Origin of the sequence: Nostoc sp. UHCC 0251 (assembly GCF_034932245.1) — a bacterium.
Lineage (GTDB): Bacteria > Cyanobacteriota > Cyanobacteriia > Cyanobacteriales > Nostocaceae > Nostoc.
In genome coordinates, this window is record NZ_JAYGHD010000334.1 from 1 (window position 1) to 25,708 (window position 25,708).

Genomic DNA, 25,708 nt, shown 5'->3' on the forward strand with positions numbered 1-25,708 from the left:
GGAGCAGGGGAAGCAGGGGGAGCAGGGGAAGCAGGGGAAGCAGGGGAAGCAGGGGAAGCAGGGGAAGCAGGGGGAGCAGGGGAAGCAACATCTTCTACCTCTCCAATAACATTTTCTCAACTTAACGGTTCTGCCCAACTTTTAGCAAACAATCAGTTGATCCGGTTTGAAGTAGGGGGTCAAGCAGACAGTGGTGGCAGTATTTCCATTCAGGGAGAGACGCGTTCTAAGGTGTTAGCGGGCAACTTTCAGTTGCAAGCACAAGAATTGCTGGCTGAGGATATTACTCGATTGATCAAGTTACCGGTGAACTTACAGGCGGGTCGAGCCAATGGCGACTTGTTAGTTAGGTTAACACCAGGACAGGAAACTTTATTGTATGGCAACGCTGCTGTGCAAGGGGTAACACTTCAAATACCCAAAGTTCCGCAAGTGTTGAGCAATAGCCAAGGAAACCTCCGTTTCCAGGGAACGGAGTTGCAGTTAAACAATGTTACTACCAACTATGGGAAAATTCCCGTAGTAGCTACGGGAATCATTGATACTCAAGCTGGCTTTAAGTTGGCAGGGCGTGTAAATGCGGTGAGTTTAGCGAATGCTCAGGAGACTCTCAACGTAAAACTACCTGTGCCGATCGCTGGACAAGTACAAGCTTCTTTGCAGATTACCGGATCAACTAAAGAGCCAATTCTCTCAGGTACAGTTGCCACAATCCAAACTGCTCGAATTGATAAAGTTGATTTTAATAGCATCAGTAGTAAGTTTGAGCTTGTTACTAGTCCTAGTTCCTCTTTACTTACCCTGAAAGATATTCAAGGTAAAGCCAAAGTTGGTGGTGATATTACGGGCGTTGGTACAATTCAACTTGGTAAAACCCCGCGATTGGATTTAAATTTCGCTGCCAAGAATGTTCCAGGGGATGCGATCGCAAAAGTTTATGAAACAACACCCACTTTCCAAATCGGCAATGTCTCAGGTACAGCCCAATTAACTGGCGCTCCTACCGATGTCCAAACTGTGGTAAGGTTTCAGGCTCCTAACGGAACTTACCCTGGAACTGGTGAAGTTGCCATCGCTCCAAATCGCAACGTCTCTTTCCGCAATGTGGCTCTGAATGTAAGTGGTGGTACAGTCCGGGCAACTGGTAGTTATGCCAATGAGCGTTGGCAAGCTGTGGCTGTTGCCTCTGGGGTAAAATTAGAACCCTTTGTAGACAAAAGTCAATTGCAAAATGTCTCTTTGGCTGAGGCACAGTTCAATGGTCGGCTCATCATTTCAGGCAGCACAGCACCGTTTGAAATTGCCACAATTCGCAGTGATGGTGCAGGAGTTCAAATTGGTGGCGGCACTGTTGCAGTTTCTAATATCCAACTGCAAGACCAAAGCTTCTCGGCTCAACTTGTGGCTAATGGTGTACGGTTGGGGCAAATATTGAAACAGTCTCCCCCAGCTTTAAATAATCCATTGGCGGGTACGTTCCAAATTGCAGGTAGCAGAGATAATTTCAGCCTGAAAACCTTCCGTGGCAGTGGTGAAGGTCGCCTTGCTATTGGCGGCGGTACGGTTACAGCTAAAAATATCCAAGTGGCTAATGGTGTATATCAGGCGCAAGTTCAAGCGAGTAGTGTACCTGTGCAACAGTTAGCAACAGTACCAAAGCAGTTTCAAGGAGCATTAAATGGTCAGTTCAACGTAGCGGGTTCTGTTGATTCTTTTAAACCGGAAACTATTCAAGCCAGTGGTCAGGCGCGGGTAAATGTTGCGGGTGGAACTATTACAGCCAATAATATCCAAGTGGGTAATGGTGTCTATCAAGCGCAAGTTCAAGCGAATAATGTTCTTGTACGCCAGTTGGCAGCAGTACCACCACAGTTCCGAGGGACGTTAACTGGTCTAGTAAACGTGGCAGGTTCTGTTGAGTCCTTCCAACCGCAAACTATCCAAGCCAGAGGTCAGGGACAGATAAATATTGCAGGTGGAACCATTACAGCCTCTAATATCCAAGTGGCTAATGGGGTATATCAGGCACAAGTTCAGGCAAATAATGTCCCGTTGCAGCAGTTAGCAGCAGTACCACCGCAGTTGCGAGGGACGTTAACTGGTCAAGCAAACGTGGCGGGTTCTGTTGAGTCCTTCCAACCGCAAACTATCCAAGCCAGCGGTCAGGGACGGGTGGATGTTGCAGGTGGAACGATCGCAGCTTCTAATATCCAGTTGGCTAATGGTCGCTATCAAGCTGTAGTTAATGCTTCCGGTGTGGAATTAAATCGGTTCAATCAGCAATTGCGGGGCCAGTTTGGCGGTCAGTTGCAATTAGCTGGCACGCTAGGATCATCCAAGTTAGCTGATGTGCGTGCTGCTGGACAGGTGCAATTATCCCAAGGTATCCCCGGTTTGGAGCAACCTCTGAGTGCTGCGATCGCTTGGAGTGGTGAAAGGCTGACCATTGAACGAGCAACTGCTCCCGGTTTAAGTGTTACTGGTAACATATTAGCCAATGCTAAAAAGGCAGGTATCCCGGAAATTACTGCTCTAAATCTCAACGTCCAGGCGCAAAATTACAACTTAAAACAGTTACCAATCAATCTTCCTAATCAGGTTGCTGTGGCAGGGAGAGTAGATTTTAACGGTCAAATCACTGGTAAACTGCCCTTGCCAAATGTAGTAGGGCAAATTAATTTACGAGATTTGGTGGTTCAAGATATTGCTTTTGAACCGTTGTTAACTGGAAACATCGATTCAGCACAGGGACGCGGTTTAAATTTGAACTTGGCAGGAAATAGCGATCGCCTAGCCTTTAATTTAGATGCCAATAATCGCCCGAAATCTTTCTTAGTCAAATGGCAGCAAGCATCAGCTACAGGTAATGTTCAAGGGAATGATTGGGCGCTCAAACTTGCAAACTTCCCCTTACAAATATTGAATTTGACTCCGCCACCAGTTACTCGACTTGGTGCTGGTAAGATAACTGGCTTGTTAACTGGGGATTTGCTATTTAATCAGCAGACATTGGCAGCTACGGGAAATTTAGCGATCGCTAATCCGCAAATTGGCCGGCTTAAAGGCGATCGATTAGCGGCTCAATTCCGCTACAGTGATGAGAAAGGCACACTCACCAGCAGCGAATTTGTCAAAGGTAAAAGTAGCTACGCCCTTGTCGGTGCTTTTGCTCAAAGCCCTAAAGGGCCTCAACTACAAGGGAAACTGAACGTCAAACAGGGAGAGATCCAAGACGTTCTAACTGTAGCGCAGATATTTGATTTACAAAATTTGCCCGGTGGTTCAGCAGAAATCTACGGTACAGCAGCGGATCTAAGCACCACCCCCCAAGGAGCGCCAAATCAACCCTTATTAACCCAAATCCAACGGTTTTCTGAAATTGAAACTTTGGTAGCAGAACAGGAAGAACAGCGACTTAATTCCACTCCCATACCAGATTTGGCAGACTTAAAGGGGACTTTCAACGGGGAAGTGGCTGTAAATACAGCTACAGCAAATGGATTATCAGTAGATTTTAATTTGAATGGACAAAACTTTGCCTGGGGTAAAAAGGAAGAACGAAATCGTTATTATACCGCCGACAAAGTTATTGCCGAAGGCAACTTTGAAAATGGGGTTTTGAGTTTGCGACCTTTACGGCTTGAATCTCAAAATAGGTTGATTGCCTTCACGGGTAACGTTGGCGGTGATGAACAATCTGGCCAGTTACGGGTGAATAATTTTCCGGTACAATTACTGAATAATTTTGTCAAACTGCCAGTTGGAATCACAGGTAATCTTAACGGTACAGCAGCGTTAGCAGGCAGTATTGCTAATCCCCAAGCTAGAGGGGAATTGCAAATCACAGAAGGATTATTGAATCAGAACAAAATAGAGTCAGCGATCGCAAGTTTCAGCTATGCTAACGGACGTTTAAACTTTGGTAGTACTGTAGCAGTTGCTGGGCCAAAACCTGTTGATATTACTGGCAGCATCCCTTATAAATTGCCTTTTGCAACCGTTGCACCAGACAGTGAGCAAATCAGTTTAGACATGAAGTTAGAAAACGAGGGATTGGGACTGTTAAACGCATTGACTAATCAAGTGGTATTTGAAAAAGGTGAAGGAGAAATAGACCTCAAGGTACGCGGAACGTTGCAAAAACCCCAAGTAGATGGAATTGCTACTGTCAATAATGCTATTTTTTCAGCCCAGGCATTGCCAGGTAAGCTCAGACGTGTTACAGGTAGAGTGCTGTTTAATTCGGACAGTATCTTAGTAGAGAATCTCCAGGGTAGATTTAGCCGTGGGAACGTAGCAGTTGCTGGAGAAATTCCCATTTTCAACAATGAAAACGCCACTATCAACAATCCCCTGACTGTTAATCTCGATCAGCTAGCGTTAAATCTGAAGGGACTTTACCAGGGAGGCGCTAGCGGCAATTTACAGATTACTGGTTCCGCGCTTAACCCAGTAATTGGCGGTAAAGTAAATTTATTTGATGGTCAGGTATTGCTGGCGGAATCTACCGACGCGACTTCATCTGCAAATAGTGGTCTGGGTGTATCACCCACAAAAGATAATAAGCAGAGTAAACCTGAAATTGGGAATGGGATGGGAAATGCGTTGGCGATAGCCTCGCCGTCAGGCATCGCTATATTTAATAATCTAGATTTAGAACTAGGTAAAAACGTCCAAATTACGCGTCCCCCTATTCTCAACTTCCGTGCAACTGGTAATCTCATAGTTAACGGCTCAATCAGTCAGCCCGTACCCGATGGTACTATCCGGTTAGAACAAGGTGGGGTGAATTTATTTACTACCCAATTCAACCTTGCTCGTGGCTATAAACACACCGCAACTTTTAGTCCCTCTCAACCCCGTGACCCCAACTTAGATATTCAGCTATTTGCCAAGGTACTCGATGTAACTCAAAGTAATGACTTTAGCCGGATAAATTCCACAGGTTTATCAGCCTTAGAGAGTGTTCGAGTCGAAGCCAGTATCAACGGTCTTGCCAGCAAGCTAAATGAAAATTTAGAACTAACAAGCAGTCCGTCACGCAGTCAAACCGAAATTGTGGCTCTTTTAGGAGGTGGGTTTGTGGACACCCAAGGGCGTGGCGACAGTACTTTGGGCCTAATTAACATCGCAGGTTCGGCTGTGTTCAACAATTTTCAGTCAGCTTTTAACCAGATTGGGAGTACCTTTGGCTTAAGCGAACTACGGATATTTCCTACTGTTATTTCTGAGAATCCCGAAGCTGGAAGGAGCAGTTCAACCTTGGAATTGGCAGCAGAAGCTGGGGTTGATATTTCTTCTAAGATTTCCGTTTCCAGTATTAAGATTTTGACAACAAATGATCCTTTCCAGTGGGGTGTTAATTACCGGATAAACGACGAATTTCGTGTGCGTGCTTCCACTAACTTAACCGATGATAGCCGTGCAGTAGTGGAGTATCAAACGCGGTTTTAAATAACTCTCTTTGAATTATGAATTACTTGCTGTTCCCTCTTCTCCTTGCTTATCAATAGCTTGTCGTACCTGTTTAACATCTAATTCTAATGCTTGGGCGATTTGCTCTATACTTAAACCAAACTTAAGCAAACGGGGTATAGTCTCCAACTTTGTTTCTTCTCGAACCTCCTCTTTTACTTCCTGCTTTGTTTCTTCTTTTACTTCCTGGTAAAATTTAGTTTGTCTCCAATCGGTTAATCCAAACATCGCTTCCAACTCCTTCTGAGTTTTGTTTACAAATTTATAGATAAGCATTCTCTCTACTAATTCTAAGAGATTGCTACGGTTAGCTTCATCCGTTTGCTGTACTTGATTTATCAAGTTTTTCGCTTGCTGTACGGCTTTATCTTCTGTTGCAACGACTAACTTAATCACGCCTAGCCCAATCGAAGATGACGGTACATCATCTAACTCGTCTAAATAAATTATACGAATTTGCTGTTGATTTAATGATGTTTGATAGATGAATGGTACGCCTGGGTCGAGACCGCGTTGAGCAAAAAGTAATACTGCTTGCCAGCGACGTTGAGGTTTATATTGATTTATATACAGAAAAGCTTCTGTTATTATTCTCCAGTAAATATCGTCATCGCGCTGAAACTGTACCTCAACAAAATAGATTATGTCTTCTGGAAAGTCAGGTTTGGGTAGGAATAAACCATCGATACGACGTGCTAGCTCTTTTATTTCTACCGAGGTAAATTGGTAGTGCAACGCCAAGGATTCAGATTGTTCCAAAAGTTCAAATAAGACACCTGGAAGAGTTTGAAATAAAGTGTAAAAAATCGTGTCTGTTTTCATGCACTCTGGATATTGAAATATTTTAATATATTTATAAGTAAATATTAGATGGTGATATTATCTCCTCCCTCTTGATTGAGAACTAATCGCAAAATCGATAACCCTAAAATTATCAAAAATAGCACTAAACCAATTGTGCAAGCATAGCTAATTTCCAAGTTAGCAAAAGCTTGCTCATATAGATAATAAACTATCGTTTTGGAGCTACTGAGTGGGCCACCTTGGGTCATGATGTATACTTCTTCAAATACTTTGGTGGCAGAAATAGCTGAAATCACCGCCACTAATGCTAAATACGGCTTCATCAAAGGTATGGTAATATCCCAATGTTTGCTGATACCATCAGAGCCATCGATCGCAGCGGCTTCGTACACATCAGCAGGAATTGATTGCAACCCTGCTAAATAAATTACCATGTAGTAGCCTAGTCCTTTCCACACGGTGACAGCCATAACGCTGGCAAGAGAAATTGGTACAATACCAAAAATTTTTGCTGGGCTAGTTAGCCAAGGAATACCTTCTGGAAAAAGACCCAAAGCTTTCAGTAATTGATTGAGTAATCCATTTTCTGCATAGAGCCATTTCCAAGCTATTCCCGCAACCACCATTGAAATTACCACTGGGGTGTAGTATGCCGATCTAAACCAATTCATCCCTCGCAGTTTCTGATTTACCAAAATTGCCAGTACTAGGGGAGCAATTACTAAAATTGGTACTACACCCACAAGATATAAAAAAGTGTTTTCCAAGGTTTTCCAAAAAACTGCATCCTTCCAAAGTTTGAGGAAGTTGGCAAAACCTATCCATAGTGGCGGCTGGGCAATATCTTCGTAGCTGGTAAAGCTGAGGTAAAACGCTTGCAGTGCAGGCCAAAATACTGTTAACCCCAAAAGAACTAAAGCGGGTAGTAAAAATAAATAAGGGGTCAGTCGCTGTTTGATGAATATCCAATTTTTAGGTGTTAATTGATTCATATAAGGTCTAATAGGTGTTTTTGCTTTGTCAGCAAGAATTTGGGGATGTGAGTAGATTTAAGCTTCAATATTCTAAAGGCATATATTTGCGTAGCACTAATTAATGACTCGGAGATAAATTACGATGGAAACTCAACACAACTCGCCAATTGAACATCAAAATGTTCCCATAAACCACCGTGGACTACATGAATTTTTGTATAGTTCCGACGACGAACACACCGCCACTGAGGTGAGTATAACCCCTGAACTGGCAAACGATGGTACTGAAATCATTGGTCTTGAGGCTTGGAGTGCAGCTACTCAGAACGCTAAAATTGCAGGTGTTTATGCAGTATTAGACGCAGAACGCTGCACCCAGTACATTGGCTATTCTCGGAATGTGTTGCTTTCCCTAAATAGTCATCTTAGCCAAAATGGTCAGCAAAAATGTGCTTTTGTACGTGTGCAAGCGTTCAAGTTCCCCAAACGTCAAGAAATGGAAGATTTGCGAGATGCCTGGATAGCGGAACTAGAAAGTACACCACCTGGTAATGCAACTGATGGCGATATGTGGGCTGGTACGGTAGGGGAAGCTGCAAAGGCGGTAATGTCAGAGGCGGAACGTCAAGCCTACGAGGAGAAAAAGCTAAAACTGCGGAAAGCAATGGCTGACACAACCCTTTCTAAAGAGTTAGAAACAATAGATGCGAATATAGCCGAACGTCAGCGTCAGCTTGAAGCTGCTGTGACAAACGATGATTGGAGTGTAATTATTGACGCACAGACACAAGAAACCAAGTCTTAAATCAGTCGGCGTAAATAATTGTCGTTGGGATAAGGCAATAGGCAATAGGCATAAGGGTTTTAGCTTAGTTCATTTTTCTCCATATAGTTTGAATTTATTGTGCCAACTTACTTAGGTGTCAATTAAATTAGTTGTCTGTGTTGACAAAGTAGTGCCCGCTGGGGGCGCAAATTATAGATTTGCGCTTCCACCGGGTAATTTCCAATCAAGCGACTAAAGAGTTTCAAGAGGGTACAGCAGAAATAGCACAAACTTGTAAACCAACGGGTGTGTGAATAATTACAGATTCCACACCAAATACTTGGGCGATCGCATTTGGTGTTAGAACTTGTTCAGGTGTACCAACTTCCCAAATATGACCCTGTTTTAATAATGCAATCCGGGAACTATACCGGGCTGCTAAATTTAGTTCGTGTAAAACTGTGATAATAGTTAATCCCTGCTGCTGATTCAGTTCTTTAAGCAGTTCCAAGAGTTGCAATTGATAGTTGATATCTAAAAAAGTTGTCGGTTCATCTAATAGTAAAACTTTTGGTTCTTGCGCTAGTGCTAGAGCTAAAAAAGCCCGTTGTCTTTCACCACCTGAGAGTTGTTCGACTAAGCGATCGCTAAATTTTTCTAGTTGCGTTTTTTCAATTGCAGCTTCTACTTTGTCCCAATCTTGGGCGGTTAATTCCCATTGCCACCAAGGTTGATGTGGCGTGCGTCCCAAGCTTACTAATTGTCGCACAGTTAAGCCAACTGGAACCGTTTGTTGTTGCGGTAATAATGCCAGTTTCTGTGCAACTAGATTTGGGGGTTGAGAGTGAATCGCTTTGCCATCAAGTAGCACTGTTCCCTGCTGTGGAGAGAGAATACGACTCAGCAATTTGAGTAAAGTAGATTTACCTGAGCCATTAGCACCAACTAAACTCAACCATTCTCCTGTTTGCAGAGTAAGGTTAATGTCTTGAACAATTGGTACTAAGGTGTAACCGCCTGTGAGGTTTTGCAGTTCGAGTGGCATTTCAAAAATTCAAAAATGAGAAACTTAATTTTACAGGATTTAAGTGAGTTATTAAGCATTTTTATATCCGGTTTGATTCAATAGCCTAAATGTTGTTTAGTGAGTATCCGAACTACTTCTAAGTTTTCAACGCTTAAAGGTATTAAAATATTGGTGATCGCTACTGCGTAAATTACTCAAATGAGAAATAAATACACCTCTTTTAATGCTCAATATACCAAAACAAGAAAGTAATATAGCAATCCTAAATCATTCGTGAAAAAAATCTATTGCCTATTGTCTGCCTTCACGACTAATTTCACAATCTCATTTAGAATTGCAATATCCCTTTTTGCTTGCTCAAATATGACTTTTTACTTATTGCCGCACAATAAGCCAAACTTAATTAACCCACGTTCATAACCGCGACGCATTAATCCCAGTGATAATGCCCCTTGGATGGTGGTCCAACCAGCATTTAGTAAACCCCAAAGCGCTTGGGGAGTGAATGCGGAATCAATCACCACATTCCAAAAGGGGGCGACAGCGGTTGACCAATCAGCGGTGCGGATATTATGTAATGGTAGTTGATGTGCGATCGCTTCGTACTCTGGCAAAGAAATCACATAAGGCAAACAATACACCCGATAAATATCCTGCAAATGCTTTTCCTCATCCGCCGTTAGTGGGGACTCATCAGTTGGTCGATGACACCAAGTCACCATAATTAACTTGCCACCAGGCTTCAATACTCGATAGCATTCCTGGAGAAACTTCTTTTTATCTGGCATGTGTTCACCGCTTTCTAGCGACCAAACCAAGTCAAAAGAATTATCAGCAAAAGGCATTGCTTGAGCATTTGCGACTTGGAATTGTGTTTTCAGATTTAAATTAGCCTCTAAGGCGCGTTCCGTTGCTCTTGCGGCTTGCACAGGACTCAATGTAATCCCTGTAGCCTTAGCATTAAACTTTTGTGCGAGGTATAAAGAACTGCCGCCAATGCCACAACCCACATCTAAGATATTTTCTGCTGCTTGTACCCCTGCCCAATTGAGCAGTTCTTCGATTAAATCAATTTGAGCCTGACGGCGGTCTTTTTTCTGGGTACCATCAGCGCCGTAATAGCCGTGGTGCATGTGTTCGCCCCAAATCTGTTCCCACAGACCGGAGGAAGCGTCGTAAAATTGCTGAATTTGCTCGTAAAGTGTTGCACTCATGAAAAAAGCAGTGTTAAGACAAAGCCGAATTAAAAAAACATACACATAGGCTACCATGTGTGTTTTTAATTAAAATAGAGTCTTTTAGTTTGCAGGGATAATAAACTCCGGTTTCTCTTCTCTGGAGAAATTTACTGATTTTCCCTGAATAAGCTGCCTTTGCTCTCAATTGCATACCGGATGTTTCCGGGATGCCTAGCATGATTGAGTTTTTGAATTTTAAATTTTCAATTAATTATGACTGTTGCTCGCACAATTTGTTTGGGATTTCTTGCTGTCATCGCTGTGGGTACTATTCTGTTGATGATGCCTTTCTCGACTAGCGCTGGTACTTGGAATGACCCAATTGTGGCACTTTTCACCTCAACATCCGCAGTTTGTGTTACGGGTTTATCAGTGGTTGATCCTGGTACTTATTTTTCCTTTTGGGGTGAGTTATTTATTCTCATGTTGGCTCAAATTGGCGGGTTGGGTTATATGACAACCACAACTTTTTTAATTCTGCTAATTGGACGTAGATTTGACCTACGACAAAAAATAGCGATTCAACAAGCTTTAGACCGACCGGGAATGAGTGGTAGCACCCAAGTTATCCGCTCAATCATTGCCACAACATTGATTTTTGAAATTAGTGGTATATTTTTGCTACTACCAGCTTTTGTTCCCGATCATGGATGGAGAAACGGGCTTTGGTTAGCGGTTTTTCATAGTATTAATGCTTGGAATAATGCTGGCTTTAGCCTGTTTAAAGATAGCTTAATTGGTTATCAGTCGTCTTTCTTAGTAGTCTTTACTATTACATTATTGATTATCTTTGGGGGCATTGGTTATCAGGTAATTATGGAGATGTATCTTTGGTTTCGCGATCGCATTTTCAAAAAATCTATTAAACCCCAAGTATTTTCTCTTGATTTTAAAGTTGCAACTAGTACAACTATTATATTATTAGTAATAGGATTTGTTGCCTTTTTCTGTATAGAAATCAGAAACCCTGAAACATTTGGCTCTCTAAAATTACGCGACCAAATATTAGTAGCTTGGTTCCAATCAGTTACTCCTAGAACTGCTGGTTTTAATACAATCGATATTGGCAAAATGACCAGCGCTGGTCTATTTATTACGATTGCACTAATGTTTCTTGGCGCAAGTCCAGGTGGTACAGGAGGAGGCATGAAAACAACAACATTGAGAGTCTTGACCAGTTGCACTAAAGCTATTCTTCAAGGGAAAGAAGAAGTTTTATTGTATGATCGCAAAATAGCAATATCTTTAATTTTGAAAGCTGTGGGTGTGTTAGTGGGTTCAGTAGCGACCGTGATTTTAGCTACGATTTTAATAAGCCTCACAGATCCAACATTAGATTTTATTAAAATTTTGTTTGAAGTGGTATCAGCCTTTGCCACCGTAGGGCTTTCTACAGGTATTACAGCAAGTATCTCTACAGCAGCAAAGGTCATTTTAATTGTTACTATGTACGTTGGACGAGTAGGGGTTTTACTACTGATGTCTGCTGTACTAGGAGACCCCCGCCCCACCAGAATTCACTATCCTGAAGAAAATTTACTTGTGGGATAGTTAGGGAGAGAGAGTAGGGGAGGCATGGAGAGAATAACTCATGACTAAACTGATAAAATATACATGGTAAGGCAAAAAATAAAATTTTTAATTCAAGCGTTATAACAGTTTTTTGCCCTAAATACAGGGATTCATAATAAGGATAACAAGGGTGAATTTGTCATCATTAGGTTTTTTTCGCAGCTTACGTAAAGATAACCACCAATTTGCTGTAATTGGGTTAGGTCGTTTTGGTAGGTCTGTCTGTTCCACACTGCACAATTTTGGTTATCAAGTGCTGGCGACAGATATTGATGAAAAACGAGTTTCAGAAGCATTAACTGAGGGAATAGTTGGTCATGCTTTGCAACTAGACTCTACAGAACCAGCAGCACTCAAAGAAGCTGGAATTTTTGAATTTGATACTGTAATTATAGCGATTGGCAACTACGTTCAAGAAAGTATTATAACTACCCTAAATGTGAAAGAAGCTGGTGTACCCCACGTAGTTGCCAAAGCTTCTAGTGAAGTTCACCGTAAACTGTTGCGGCGAGTAGGAGCAGATCATGTTGTTTTTCCTGAGTATGAAGCGGGTTGTGCTTTAGCGCGTACACTTACCAAACCAGCAATCTTAGATCGGTTTGATCTAGACCCAGATAACAGTATTGTAGAGTTGATTGTACCTGATGAATTTCACGACAAAACAATCACTGAGCTTCAACTTCGTAACCGCTACGGTTTAAATTTGCTAGCAGTGAGTCAGGATGGTAAATTTATAATTAATCCTGACCCCACCAAGCGTTTAGAGCGTGGTTCAGCAATGGTAGTTATTGGCTGCAATAAAGATATCAACCGTTTACCAATCTAAAAAAGATAGGAGTTATTAACTATTAAAGAAAATAAAAGCGCCAGTCGCCAGAATTGATGTTAAATTCTGACGGCTGGCGGATAAATTCTTCTTTTATTTGTAACTCTGAGTTTTTTATTGTCCAGAATTGGTTGAAGTAGGCTGAAATTCAACTGAGACAGGCACATTGTCAGGGTTAGCTGAAGTTTCTGGTTGATTTGGCGTTTGTCGCTTAAGTGTTTGTACTAAATTACTTGTAGTAGCTGTTTGATTGGCTTGAGATTCCTGTTGGCCAGACTTCTGGGCAATTTGCTGCATTAGCTGCTCAATTTTCTCAGCTTGTTCAATGTTCCCTTGCTCACGATACTCATTGTGGGCACGTTTTAATACTCCACTAGCTTTTTTGATCTCGCCCTGATTATATAAAGTGACTCCCAAGTTATAGTAGGCTGAAGCATTTTTTGGATTTAGGCGAATAGCTTGCCGATAAACAGAAATAGCCTCAGAAGCTTGACCATGAATTGCTAGCAAATTGGCCATATTGTTGTAGGCTGTGGCATTTTTAGGATCTAGCTGCAAGGCTTGGCGATAACTGACGATCGCAGGCTCTATTTGACCTTGTTGTTGTAAGGCGATCGCTAAGTTAACATAAGCGTTGGCATTGCTGCTATCTAGATTAATTGCTTTTTGATATGCTGCGATCGCTTCCTCAAGCTGTCCTTGTTCATACAGCGCCAAACCTAAATTATATAACGTTGCTACCCTTGTGGGAGCTATCACAAGACTCTGGCGATAAGCGGTAATCGCTGCTTCTTTTTCTCCTTGCCGGTGCAACACTAACCCTAAGTTGTAATAAGCCTCACTAAAGTTGGGATTGATTTTAATCGCCTCTGTATATTCTTGTAAAGCTACATCCAGGCGATTTTGCTCCATGAATATATTACCCAGATAATTTCGCGCTGCCCCAAGGTTAGGATCTCGCTGCAAGGCTTGACGAAAGGCATATTCTGCACCCTGTAAGTCTTGGCGGTTATAGCGCGTCACTCCTTGCTGGAAAAAGCTTGCTGCTTCAAGATCCTGAGAAACTGCGGTTTGCGCTAGCACCTTGTTTTCTGGAAAATTAGTAATTGTCGGTGCAGCTAAAACCAATAAGGCAGAGGAAGCAAACAGAAGTCTGAGCAGGGGTTTTTGCTGAACAGGGCTTCGGTGAAATGTCACCTGAAATAACCAATGTAACCACTGTTCAGGTTGAGATTTTTTAGACATGAGTGGCATACCTGTACTTATTCTTGGATCTTTATAAGTCAGAGTACCCACCACAGCATGAAAAATCACAAATCAAAAACACTCTTATTAATAAACAAATTCAAATCAACTGCTCTTTTACTTTTATGCCATCTCTCCTGACTATATAAGCTGGAACCCCGACAACAACACAATTTTTGGGAACATTTTTGACTACAACTGCATTCGCCCCCACTTTGACATTATCATCTATAGTTACTTTACCAATTACTTTTGCTCCTGCACCGATGCTTACATTGTTACCAATTATGGGACGACCCTTAGTGTTATAGCCGACTGTAACCTGTTGACTAACGGAGCAATTTTCACCAATACTCTCTGCTGATATTATCGTACTGAATCCATGTTTAAGAAATAGCCCGGAACCAATATTATCAGACTCAATAAACAGGGATGGACATTGTTTATATAAAATTTTGAAAATTTGGATAAGAACAAAACCAATCGGGTCATCCTGCTTAATTCTGTAATAATAAATATTTCTAAATTCTGGATATATGGAAAGCAAATATATCAAATTAACCCAGTCTGGGCTAGATTCTTTCATATTATCAGCTTTCTTGATCCATTGCCTTACATCTAAAATAATCACTTCTTTATTTTTACTGAAGATAAACAATATGAGCATCGGCGCACTTAATATCTGTCTAATAGCTTGGGCAAACTTAATTATGAAATTACGCATAACATTACTCACACTGGATATTGTAATTATCTGAAAAAAGTAAAATTAGCTAAACAACAGCAACTTTAAATATCGTAATTTGCTTTGATTTTTGAAATTCCTTGCGTAGGAAGGCAATAAAGAATAGGCAAGAGCCAAGGCGGATTCCTATATAATATACTTACGCGGGGTTTATAACATCGATTCAGTATTCAAAATTGTGACAAAAAGCCCCAGTTTGTTCGATATAGTTGAACTAAAGTCTGGCCTTCCCCAGAACAGAAACCTATTTTGGGGATTTCAATGAATCAGTGCTCTAAATGGCTGACGGCAAAATTAGCATTGCATCGCCGAATGAATAAAAGCGATATCCAAAAGCGATCGCTTCGTTGTATATATTCAATAACCGTTGTCTGCCAATCAGCGCACTTACCAACATCAGCAAACTGGAACGCGGCAGGTGAAAATTGGTAATTAAACCATCCACCACCCGCCATTGGTAGCCGGGATAAATAAACAAGTCTGTTTTGCCGCAAAATGGTTGTAAATCCCCAGATTGAGCCGCCCCTTCTAAGGCTCGTACTGCCGTTGTTCCTACAGCAATAATTCGACCACCAGCTGCTTTAGTGGCGCGGATTTGCTCTACTGTAGCGGCGGGGACCTCAATCCATTCTTCGTGCATCTGGTGGGTAGTTACATCCTCCACTTCCACAGGGCGAAATGTACCTACACCAACGTGCAGCGTTATAAAAGCTTGATGGATATTGCGATCGCGCAACTTTTGTAATAATTCTGGAGTAAAATGTAGTCCTGCCGTAGGAGCTGCGATCGCTCCTGGTTGTTGGGCATAAACTGTCTGATACTGATCATCAGCCGCTTCTGAGGTAGTAATGTACGGTGGTAGCGGGACTTCACCAAATACATCTAACAGTTGCACCAAAGATTTTCCCTCTGGCACATCAAATTGCAACAAACGCCCCCCGGTTGCTGCGTCTGTTTCCAAAACCGTAGCCGTTAGGAGATGAGAGGATGAGGAGGATGAGGGGGATGAATTAATTTCTTTATCTCCCTCATCTCCCCCTACTCTCCCCACTCCCTTTGCTTCAAAAATAATCTTCGTTCCCTGTTTGAAGCTTTTTCCTGGCTTAACTAAAGCTAACCAACAGTTGTACTGGCGTTCTTCTAAGAGCAACACCTGGATTTTCCCACCAGTGGATTTATGGCCATATAGTCGCGCTGGAATGACTCTTGTATTGTTCATAACTAACAAATCACCAGAGCGCAGCAGTGCAGGCAAATCATGGAAAATGTGGTGCAAGGGTGCTGTTTCGATGCCTGTAGTCGGAGAATCAACCACGAGTAACCGTGAGCTATCTCTAGGAACTGCTGGGTTTTGGGCAATGAGTTCTGGAGGTAGTTCGTAGTCATAGCCGGCTACCGAGCAATCTAATTCAAAATTTTTTTCTTGTGGGCGAGAGGTGTCTTTCAAATTGGCTTTTAGTAGTTTTTACTTTATTTAGTATTTATACTCTTTTAAAAAAGTTGGTTTGAGCTTTACCTTTTAAAGGAACTTTAAGGCATCTTCGCTTAATTTTCTCGCAAGGCTATAAGATTGTTACTATTAAGTAACACGGAAAAATTAACATAAAAATTGGGTAAACCTCCCCATCTAAAAACGGGGGCTTTTACCCTACCGGGAACAGGCATTGATTGACGAATATAGATATGTAGGATTGGCTTTGATCCCAAGCACCAACAAACATGGAATACTTGTACTATCTGGCAAATGCCAGTCTAACCCTGAGGGTCGTTCAACACCTGCACGCTAGACCCCAGACACCAGTTGCTTTCGTCACCGTAATTCATCAAATTGATGGCTGGGTGGTTAGAATCAAACTCAAAGGTCAAGTCTCACCTCAAGAAGATGGCGACTTTCGCGCTTTTCTAAATGAATTAGGAATTAGCTACGATCCGCCAATGAGGGTGCAAATGGCACTTTGGAGTTTGGAAGCGGGACAGTGCCCTGTAGACGTGATGCGTCGCTATCAGGTAGCGATCGTTTCTCATGGTAGCCCAGAGAGAGACGAAATCGAGGCGTTCCGGCAACAGTTTGTCCGGGGCTTAGGTTATTGTCCAGAAACTTTGGCGTGACTCTATTTGGTTGTAACGCCACTACAAAATTATTGGTCATTGGTAATTAAAATATTTTATCCATTGCCAATTAACCATTATCAATCGAAGAGTCAAAAGCTGCAAGAATATATTCTTGCAGCCTAAAGTTGTATCCGGCGGCTGATGAAGTAGTTAGAGCTTCCTGGGTTGATGTAACCACAGTCAGATTTTTTGATACCCTTTGACAGTAGACAATAGCAACATCAAATCGGCAAGAATAATCTGCCTTTTCAGGGTACTGGGCTAAAAACATTCCAGCTGTCCGCCAGATTTTTGCTTGCTTTTGTGGAGTGATTGCACTTTTTCCCCCTGCATCCCAACTACCTGAACTACGCGTTTTCACCTCAACAAAAGCTAGTAATGAGTGCTGAGTGCTGTTAGCGGTAGCGGGGCGTTTAGCTTGTGAGAAGTTCTCGCCATGCTCCTGTGCTGTCCCAGATTCTCCATCATGTTGAGCTATTATATCGATTTCTCCCCAGCGACTAGAAAAGCGACGGTGGAGAATTATCCAACCTTTAGATTGCAACCATTGGGCTACTAGGTTTTCTCCTAATTGGCCAATATTTGGAAAGTTCATATAAATGCCAGCTAGGCTGTAGAACCTGTGATCTACAGCCTACAACGAATTTTACACCGCGATATTGAAAATGGCTAATCAAGTCCTAGCGCGTAGCTTTTGGAATTACTGCTCAGAGAGAAGGCGTGTGTTCCGAGTCTGGTAACTGTGGTAACTCAATCCCTCGGCTTTGCAATGCTTCAACTATCTGAGATACAGATTTATGTCCCAGATTTTTCAGCGTTCGCAAGCCTGTGACACCATATTTATTTAAATCTTTTATTGTGTTAACTTGTGCATCTTTAAGCGCCGTATAAGTATTTTTTTTCAAATTCAATGACTCAATACTGTTTTCATCAACAACGCTTACAGGTTTATTATCCCCATTTATTTCCTCTACGGGATGTACATTACTATTGGCAACCTCTACAAGCTGATTATCCGGCGAGATTGAGTCTATGCTTTGAGAAAAATTAATTTTGTCAACACTGTCTACATTGGTATCAATAAACCTGTAAGGGTTATTGTCCTCAAGTATTTCTAGAACTCTATCTATTTTTGCTAGTTGCTCATAAACAGTATTTACACTCACAGTCGGTTCTACACCGGCATCAACAGAGGTTAACCAGTCATTTTTGATTAAGTTGGATAACTCTGACTTTATATGGTTAGGCTTCAATCTGCCTTCTGTAATTAACTTTTCGACAACAGAATGTGGCACACGGAAGCTTACAATAGGCGATTCTTTGGTTTTTTTTCCCATCTATTCTCTTTTTGTATTGTCAACAGTGTATACAGTTTATATATCATAATGTATACGATGTTGACAATATAGACAAATCATCAGAACAAAGGTACTAAAAATAGTAAATACTAGAAATTTAGTAGAAAATTAGAGATAGTAGGCTGAAAGTGCCTATATTGCGTTCATATAATGAGATGGAGGAAGGTTAGCCATTGATTAAAAATATTATGAATTTTATAAATTCTAAGTTAAGCGATGCCTGCTCTGGGCTACGCCTACGCACAGAGGGTTCTACACTCGAATCATCCCGAACAAAGTTGAAGTTGAAGTGTAAAATAGACAATCAAATTTGGGCAAATATACTCAGCTTATTTTTGTGGGGAATAATTGGCATCACTACAACCGTAGGTTTGGCTCCAACAGCTTTGGCACTCGAATATAACAAAGAAATTTTGGTCGAGGCTGATTTCTCAGGACGTGATTTAACAGACTCCAGCTTTACCAAAGCTAATCTTCGCCAGAGCAACTTTAGCCACGCTGATTTGCACGGTGTCAGTTTCTTTGCAGCAAATTTGGAGTCTGCGAACTTGGAGGGAGCTGACTTGAGAAATTCCACTTTAGACTCGGCTCGTTTAGTTAGAGCAAATTTGACAAATGCACTGTTGGAGGGTGCGTTTGCTGCTAACGCCAGATTTGATGGTGCAATCATTGATGGGGCAGATTTTACCGATACGCTACTGCGTTCGGATGAGCAAAAAAAATTGTGCAAACTTGCCAAGGGAACTAATCCGATTACAGGACGAGATACGCGTGACACGTTGTTTTGTCCTTAGTATTTCCTAACTGGACATGGGGCATTGAAAAGAGGGGCAGAGGGGAAAACTCTTCTCCCTTGCTTCTTCCCCATTCCCCATTCCCTACTTCTAAAATATTGAGCAACTACCAACCAAGGGCACCAATCTTTTGACAAACAATTTTCATGCCTTTGCCTGGTGAAGAACTTGCTACAAAAGGTATTTCTCCTTTCTCCTTATCCTCTTCAAGTAGCTGTCCTTCTGAACCGTAAATGGCAATGCGATTGAGAAAAAGGCGCGATTCTTGGCACGATGCATCGAAGGTAGTCTCGAAGACGCCATCTCCATACATCCCATAAAGCTTGTATGTCGTGCCCTTAATCGTTTCCGTGTCCAGAGCTACGCTGTTTCCTAATTTATCATGCCCCACAGTAATATATCTTTCTGCATCTTGAGCGAACGCACTGCCACTGCTCAATAAAATAGCGATCGCTCCCACCATGCCGCTTATCTTAAAATACATACGCTTCAACAATATAAGATTTCCTATATTTCTACCCGCAATCAAAGCGGTTCTGGCAGGGTAAAAGCACTGAAATCAAGACAGAGCAAGCTGTTATACTAGTTCGTAACACTTTATGGGAAGCGTAAAGCACTAAATAAATAGCTGCAATATTTTTCAAAGTATAGTGAATTTTACGGTTCTATCCAGCCTCACATAGAATTGGTATAAGGCAGGATAGATCAAGGTGAGGGTGACAAGTTCACAATTTCACTTGCTTCAAAAATATTTGTTTTGTCAACGACAAGTGTAGAATTTGAGAGCATTTCAAGATATTGAATGAAGAACAAAGGACAATCACTGTAGTAGTACTAAAGTACTGCTAATCTTTATGCTCAACCGCTCCTAAAGCTTTTAGAGTAGCAACAGTCGCCAAAGTTACACCTGTAATAGCAGTAACGTTCATGGCTTCATAAGGTCTAGAGCTAAAAAAAATTTTCAGGCATTCACCTGTCAAAATATTCCAAAGCTTAATCTTTCCATCTTCACTGCTACTAGCTAAAGTATTACCTTTAGGATTAAAAGCAACTGACCAAATTAACTTAGTGTGTGCTGATAAAGTTTTCTCGCAGTTGCTTGTGCTGACATCCCACAGCTTCACAGTTTGGTCTCCGCTACCACTTGCTAATGTGCAACCATCCATACTAAAGGCAGCGGAATATACGCAATTAGTATGCCCATGCAAAGTTTTAAGACACAATCCGGTGCTAATATTCCATAGTTTTACTGTTTGGTCACCGCTGCTACTTACCAATGTCGTACCATCAGGACTAAAGGCAACTGACCAAATCCAATCAGTATGACCTTGCAGAATCCGCAAACATTGCCCAGTACTAACATCCCACAGCCTTACTGTTTGATCGTGACAACCGCAGGCTAATGTATGACCGTCTGGGCTGAAAGCGACTGACCATACCCGATGAGTTTGTCCCTCCAGAATCCGCAAACATTGCCCAGTGCTAACATCCCACAGTCTTATTGTTTGGTCTTCACTACCACTGGCCAGCATTGTGCCATTGGGACTAAAGGCGACTGATAATATTCTATTACTATGTCCGTGCAAAGTTTTGAGACATCTACTGGTGTTAATATCCCATAGTTTCACCGTTAAATCCTCGCTACCACTAGCAAGGATGCTACCGCCTGGGTTGAAAGAAACTGATGTAACCCGATTACTATGCCCCCGCAATGTTTTGAAGCATTCACCAGTGCTGGCATCCCATAACCTCACCGTTTGGTCACCACTACCACTAGCAAGCATGGTGCCTTGAGGATTGAAGGTAACTGACCATATCCCATTACAGTAACCTTGGAAGGTCTTAAGGCATCCACCTGTACTCACATCCCATAGCTTAACCGTTTGGTCATCACTACCACTCGCTAGCGTTGTACTATTAGGATTAAAGGCAACTGACCACACCTTGCTACCATGTCCTTTCAGAGTCTTGATGCATCCACCCGTACTCACATCCCACAGCTTAACTGTTTGGTCATCACTCCCACTTGCCAACTTACGACCATCTAAACTAAAGGCAACTGAATTTATTAAGTCAGTATGACCTTGCAGAATTTGAAGACATTGACCACTGCTGATATCCCACACCCTTAATGTTTGGTCATGACAACCACTAGCTAGCGAACCATTCAAGCTAAAGGCAACAGACTGCACCCTATGGGTATGTCCTAGCAATATTTTGATACATTGACCACTCCTGATATCCCACAGTCTCACCGTGTGATCATCATTACCACTAGCAAGCATTGTACTATCAGGACTAAATGCGACTGTCCAGACACGACTGGACCCCTGTAGAGTCTTAATGCATTGACCGCTGCTGACATCCCACAACCTTACCGTTGTGTCTTCACTGCTACTTGCTACCATATTACCATCCGGACTGAAGCAAACAGACCAGATTCCACCACTATGACCCTCTAAGGTGGCAAGGCATTGCCCACTGCTAATATCCCATAGCTTGACTGTTTGGTCGTCACTGCCACTGGCGAGAATACGACCATCCGGACTAAAACTAACCGGCCAGATCCAACCCTTGTGTCCCTTGCAGGTAAGCAGTTGTTTTCCATCCGCAACCTGGTACAGACGAATCTCATTATTAGTATCTCCTGTCGCCAAAAGTTTTCCATCAGGGCTGAATGTCACTGAGTGAATCCCTCCCAGAGTTTCAGCAAAAACACATTTACTTAAATTGGCGTGAGTAAAATTTACATTGTGTAAATTTACATTGCGTAGGTCTGCTTGCCAAACTGTTAGATAAGAAAAATCATAGCCACTTAGATTCGTCTCTAGATGACAAAGCAGATTGAGAATATTGCCAGCCGTATACCCTGGTTCTAGAGGAGATTCTTCTCGCAGCCTTGCAAGAATTTGAGTTAACTGACTTTCAATATTTTTTTTGCTTCTTAAGTCGTTAAGCAACCCATCTATGACTGGTTTAAGGATAAGGCGAACCTGAATATCTTTAACATAGTCTTTACCAGTCGCCTTAATCAAACCATGACACCGAAACAAGTCAATATTCTGAGTGACAATCTCTTCACAGACCTGTTCTATTAATCTACTAGTCATATACTCCATGACCACAGGCTGAAGTGTGAATAGTGCTTCACTTTTTTCAATTAGCGTAGGCGTTGGCATCAGATTAGCGTCTCGTAGAGAAGCCTTTTCGATTAGAGATCGCCTTCCTAAAGATTCCAGAGCCTCTAGTAATTTTGCTTGTGGTACTGGTGATACAATATCTTCTCGCAATTCTGAAAGTGTAACAGGCTCACGATTAATCGCTAGCCAATACATGATATCCTTTTCTAAATTTGACAAACGCTCAAATTGCTGCTCTAAGATATCGCGAATGTCTCCAAAAACAGCCGTGTTTTGTTGCAAAAATCCAGTCACATTACCATCAAAAACATCTTTAATCGTCGTGGCAACTATCTTTAAGGCTAATGGATTGCCTGCATAACGCTCAATCATTACTTTCCATTCATCCTCTGCCGCCGATAGCCCCTTGAGTTTTAAGATTTCTTGCCCTTCCGCCACCTTCAAGCCACTCAGTGGCCATGAGCGAACAGCTAGTGCTTGTCCTTCCAATAATGCCACTTCTCTAGGTTTTTCACGGCTAGTCAGTACTAAGCAGCTTTCGTGAATTGCTTCTCCTACCCGTCTTAAAAGCTCACCATATTCCTCATATCCTTCTCGATAAAGTCCGGCTCTACTCCCACTGCGGAGAATTGACTCTGCATTATCAAGAATCACCAAACAGCGATGATTTTGTAAATAATAGAGTAGTCTCGATACCCGATCGCTAAAGTTTTCTGGTAAGTTAACTTCTGTTTCCTGTTCGTCAGATAGAAATTGGATCAGGTTACTTAGAATAATTTTAACAGGCGGAGCTTCTCGTAGCGATCGCCAGATAACATACTCAAAGTTCTCCTGAATCTGTTGAGCAAGCTTTACAGACAGCGCAGTTTTACCAATGCCTCCTATTCCCAACACTGCCACTAATTGGCAATGCTCATTGAGTATCCATTGCTCTAGCGTGGTAAGTTCTTCTATACGTCCATAAAAAACTGGGTTAAAAATAGCTTCTCCCCAATCTAAGCGAGTATTTGAGCTTGAATAGTCACTTTTATCTATTTTTAACTGAAAAGCCGAGAAAAGCTTTTCAATAGTCTGTTTGTCAACTCCTCCTTCGCGATTTAGTACTTTCGAGATGGTACCGGAATATAACCCAGAGCGTGCGCTTATTTCTTCGAGAGTATACCTGTTTCCAAAATTTTCCTTTGCTTCTGACTGATGCTTTGCTTCTTTAATTTTTTGTAACCCCCTGTTAGTAAGTGCAACGCCACGCTTGCGTCTCCAATTCTGTAAAGTCATGTATTAACTCACGTTTGGGTAATTGCCTTTGACAAAAAAGAATTATCTACTAGGTTGCTATAGATATGAGGTGATAATTATCACAAATGAATAATCTCATGTTGCAGAGGATTTTAAAGAGGTGTATAGCCAAAATATTTACTGATGCAAGCCACCTTTAGGAATCAACTCGTTTCAGGAATTCAACACCGCTTTCTCAATAGACAATCTGGCCTGTACAGCATTGCTGACATAAGCTTTTCATCTGAAAGCTTCTGCTACAGACGTAATGAATCTGCCATTACGTGTGCTGCTATTTATTTAATACCTGGGATTTTCAGTAATATGTTTGGACCGTAAAGCTTAAGTTCAATCTCAAAATCTCGATTTTCACTGGTAAAGACGTCTCTGAATTGGCAAGCTTGATAAAGAAAGTTTGTATATATCTAGCCTATCAATCAATGAATAAAACTGCTGCACTTAAATTTCCTCGTTTGGCAACCTCCAATAAAAAAAGGGCGCTTAAGCGAATTACTTTAAACTTGACATCAGATGAAGCTCAGAACCTTGAAAAGTATTGTCAACAAACAGGCAGACCAGCAATAGATGTAATTCGGGAGCTTATTCAAGCCTTGCCTTGACTTTTCACGCCAAGTCTGAAAAGCCTCATTATAAAAGAGTTATAGCTAAAGTATAAGGGGTTGCAGATTTGGACAAAGGTTTTTAAATTTACTCTGTCAAAAGTCATTCAAGAGCGTTAATCATAGATTAGACCCTTACGACTGGATATTTGCTATTTCAAGACTGTTGTTTGTTGTGAAAATACTAAAAACAAGAGTTAAAAATTATTTTATGACGGAAGTGACCACAGAGTAAGAATAGCCGCCGAACCAAAGAAACAGTCTCTCACTTTTGTCTCTCACTTTTTATTGTGCAACTCAATAATAGTTCTCACGTCATCTTGTCTTCGGCGTACTGTGCTCCTTTACGGTCGGCGTAGCACGCTTTAACTCAATTTTTTTTACGTCCCTCTCAATCCTCACAAAAAATTACCATTCGTTAATTTAATACCTCCAATTCACCAAATTCTAATGCTTATATATTTAGATAAGAATGAACAGCTACGCTTTTAGCGTCTGTCTGCGACATGCTGCGCGTTTGCGTAGCATCCCGCAGGGAACGTAGGGAGCGTCGGCACAAGGCAATAGTCAAGAAGGCTTTTTGGTTTGTACGGAGTTTTTTCACGCAATCAAATATGAGTCCTATAGTTAATTCTATATGCTCCAAATTTTGCCGCCTCTCAATTTAATTCTCAACCCGCTTTTCTCACTTTGATAACCTAGGTTAACTTTGCAGAATGCCTATCTCTATCGTTCTGATTAGATTTTTAATTAAAGCTTAATTGCTATCAGTTTGGTATTAATAATACAAAAGAGCGTCTTAACCTAAATTTGTACTAATTTTAACTCAACCTTTGCTTACACTGTATGCCTTAGTAAGAAGATTGTCTAGTAACTATGGTAAAGTACGGCATTTTCGTAGGAATTTAGATGCATTTTTACCATTAATCCAGAGCTAGAAGGCAAATTGGAGGTTTTTACAAGTTGCTGTTTACTGCATTAAGGATTGTAGATTCATGAAACTGCAACTCACCCAATTACATTTACTCTGAGCCAAATTAACTGGAGTGTAGACGGATGAAATGCACAGATGATGCTTGCATAGTAGAAAATCGTGTGTCTACGCCTACAGCATCAAATTTGCATATTTTCTGTGGAGTTTTCTTAACTATTCTTGAGGAACATAAATGCTTGAGGCTATCGCTGTTGCTTGGTTATTACTGTTTTTTGGCGATTTTCTATCTACATTTTTTTACCACGTACCCGAGCACGTTTTTGGTAGCCTACATTTAAAAACGCACCACTCTTGGAAGAAGGACTTCCGTCACTACGCTATTTTGACTTTTAATACCCAGGTTCTTTTAGATGGTATCTTGGGAGCTTTACCTTATGTACTGATAGCAGTAGTCTTGTGGTCTTTCTCTCCCATCGGCGTTATCTCTGGATTACTGCTTGGTCAGTTTCATGTATGGTGGAGACACATAAGTGTACTAGGTTGGCAAACTTCAAAGTCTGTAAAAATTTTATGCCAAATTCTATTTATTACTACTCCTGAGAGACACTGGTTGCACCATCACAAAACTAATTTGGGTTTTGGTGATATTTTCACGTTTTTTGAACAACCTGCACAAATGTGGTTACGCTGGCTTCGGCTACTCAGACTTCGTTTTCGCTACTCTCGGATCTAACTGAAGCTACCGCTTATATCAAGTTCGGGTGATTACTTATAATAAAACTTCTCAATGTAGGTTGGGTTGA

General features: G+C 41.5%; 19 protein-coding genes. 8 read left to right on the forward strand and 11 right to left on the reverse strand.

The features are described 5' to 3' along the window. A partial coding sequence (locus tag VB740_RS27940) for a translocation/assembly module TamB domain-containing protein (RefSeq protein WP_323203103.1) occupies positions 1–5,454 on the forward strand: 5,454 nt, incomplete at its 5' end. A gap of 15 nt (positions 5,455–5,469) precedes the next feature. Here VB740_RS27940 and VB740_RS27945 read toward each other — a convergent pair. Beyond that, positions 5,470–6,297 carry an Rpn family recombination-promoting nuclease/putative transposase gene (locus VB740_RS27945; protein WP_323203104.1) on the reverse strand — a complete coding sequence of 276 codons (828 nt, stop codon included), beginning with the start codon at positions 6,295–6,297 and terminating at the stop codon, positions 5,470–5,472. A gap of 44 nt (positions 6,298–6,341) precedes the next feature. Next, positions 6,342–7,271 (reverse strand): sugar ABC transporter permease, encoded by a 930-nt coding sequence (locus VB740_RS27950; protein ID WP_323203105.1) that lies wholly within the window; start codon positions 7,269–7,271, stop codon positions 6,342–6,344. 124 nt (positions 7,272–7,395) lie between these two features. Here VB740_RS27950 and VB740_RS27955 point away from each other — a divergent pair, with 124 nt between their 5' ends. Beyond that, a complete protein-coding gene (locus tag VB740_RS27955; protein WP_323203106.1) occupies positions 7,396–8,058 on the forward strand; it encodes a GIY-YIG nuclease family protein in 663 nt (220 codons plus the stop codon). A gap of 223 nt (positions 8,059–8,281) precedes the next feature. Here the strand turns inward: VB740_RS27955 and VB740_RS27960 are convergent, their stop codons facing one another. Both VB740_RS27960 and VB740_RS27965 read right to left on the reverse strand, forming a co-directional pair. Continuing rightward, complete coding sequence (locus tag VB740_RS27960; RefSeq protein WP_323203107.1) at positions 8,282–9,064, reverse strand: ABC transporter ATP-binding protein; 783 nt, start codon at positions 9,062–9,064, stop codon at positions 8,282–8,284. A gap of 353 nt (positions 9,065–9,417) precedes the next feature. Beyond that, positions 9,418–10,260 (reverse strand): methyltransferase domain-containing protein, encoded by an 843-nt coding sequence (locus VB740_RS27965; protein ID WP_323203108.1) that lies wholly within the window; start codon positions 10,258–10,260, stop codon positions 9,418–9,420. A 237-nt stretch (positions 10,261–10,497) separates the two neighbouring features. On the opposite strand from VB740_RS27965, the gene VB740_RS27970 reads away from it, so the two are divergent. Then, positions 10,498–11,835, forward strand: coding sequence for a TrkH family potassium uptake protein (locus VB740_RS27970; protein WP_323203109.1), 1,338 nt, complete (start codon positions 10,498–10,500; stop codon positions 11,833–11,835). Between the two features lie 151 nt (positions 11,836–11,986). Next, positions 11,987–12,682 carry a TrkA family potassium uptake protein gene (locus tag VB740_RS27975; RefSeq protein ID WP_323203110.1) on the forward strand — a complete coding sequence of 232 codons (696 nt, stop codon included), beginning with the start codon at positions 11,987–11,989 and terminating at the stop codon, positions 12,680–12,682. A gap of 114 nt (positions 12,683–12,796) precedes the next feature. Here VB740_RS27975 and VB740_RS27980 read toward each other — a convergent pair whose 3' ends face one another. The 3 genes from VB740_RS27980 to queA form a co-directional block, all read right to left on the reverse strand. After that, positions 12,797–13,927, reverse strand: coding sequence for a tetratricopeptide repeat protein (locus VB740_RS27980; protein ID WP_323203111.1), 1,131 nt, complete (start codon positions 13,925–13,927; stop codon positions 12,797–12,799). Positions 13,928–14,027: 100 nt separating this feature from the next. Then, on the reverse strand, positions 14,028–14,651 hold the full coding sequence (locus tag VB740_RS27985; protein ID WP_323203112.1) for a serine acetyltransferase: 624 nt from the start codon (positions 14,649–14,651) through the stop codon (positions 14,028–14,030). Positions 14,652–14,946: 295 nt separating this feature from the next. Next, on the reverse strand, positions 14,947–16,119 hold the full coding sequence (gene queA, locus VB740_RS27990) for a tRNA preQ1(34) S-adenosylmethionine ribosyltransferase-isomerase QueA (protein ID WP_323203113.1): 1,173 nt from the start codon (positions 16,117–16,119) through the stop codon (positions 14,947–14,949). Between the two features lie 272 nt (positions 16,120–16,391). Between queA and VB740_RS27995 the strand changes: the two genes are divergently transcribed. Next, on the forward strand, positions 16,392–16,781 hold the full coding sequence (locus VB740_RS27995) for a hypothetical protein (RefSeq protein ID WP_323203114.1): 390 nt from the start codon (positions 16,392–16,394) through the stop codon (positions 16,779–16,781). 70 nt (positions 16,782–16,851) lie between these two features. On the opposite strand, the gene VB740_RS28000 is transcribed toward VB740_RS27995, so the two are convergent. Both VB740_RS28000 and VB740_RS28005 read right to left on the reverse strand, forming a co-directional pair. Next, positions 16,852–17,379, reverse strand: coding sequence for a YraN family protein (locus tag VB740_RS28000; RefSeq protein ID WP_323203115.1), 528 nt, complete (start codon positions 17,377–17,379; stop codon positions 16,852–16,854). A 112-nt stretch (positions 17,380–17,491) separates the two neighbouring features. Beyond that, a complete protein-coding gene (locus VB740_RS28005; protein WP_323203116.1) occupies positions 17,492–18,121 on the reverse strand; it encodes a DNA-directed RNA polymerase subunit alpha C-terminal domain-containing protein in 630 nt (209 codons plus the stop codon). Between the two features lie 218 nt (positions 18,122–18,339). Here VB740_RS28005 and VB740_RS28010 point away from each other — a divergent pair, with 218 nt between their 5' ends. Next, positions 18,340–18,936, forward strand: coding sequence for a pentapeptide repeat-containing protein (locus tag VB740_RS28010; protein ID WP_416290786.1), 597 nt, complete (start codon positions 18,340–18,342; stop codon positions 18,934–18,936). 106 nt (positions 18,937–19,042) lie between these two features. On the opposite strand, the gene VB740_RS28015 is transcribed toward VB740_RS28010, so the two are convergent. Both VB740_RS28015 and VB740_RS28020 read right to left on the reverse strand, forming a co-directional pair. Further along, positions 19,043–19,420 (reverse strand): hypothetical protein, encoded by a 378-nt coding sequence (locus VB740_RS28015; protein ID WP_323203117.1) that lies wholly within the window; start codon positions 19,418–19,420, stop codon positions 19,043–19,045. Positions 19,421–19,781: 361 nt separating this feature from the next. After that, positions 19,782–23,351: an NB-ARC domain-containing protein gene (locus VB740_RS28020; RefSeq protein WP_323203118.1), complete on the reverse strand. Its 3,570-nt coding sequence runs from the start codon at positions 23,349–23,351 to the stop codon at positions 19,782–19,784. A gap of 440 nt (positions 23,352–23,791) precedes the next feature. Between VB740_RS28020 and VB740_RS28025 the strand changes: the two genes are divergently transcribed. After that, positions 23,792–23,971, forward strand: coding sequence for a CopG family transcriptional regulator (locus tag VB740_RS28025; RefSeq protein WP_323203119.1), 180 nt, complete (start codon positions 23,792–23,794; stop codon positions 23,969–23,971). Between the two features lie 1,166 nt (positions 23,972–25,137). After that, complete coding sequence (locus VB740_RS28030; RefSeq protein WP_323203120.1) at positions 25,138–25,638, forward strand: fatty acid hydroxylase; 501 nt, start codon at positions 25,138–25,140, stop codon at positions 25,636–25,638. Positions 25,639–25,708: the final 70 nt, after the last annotated feature.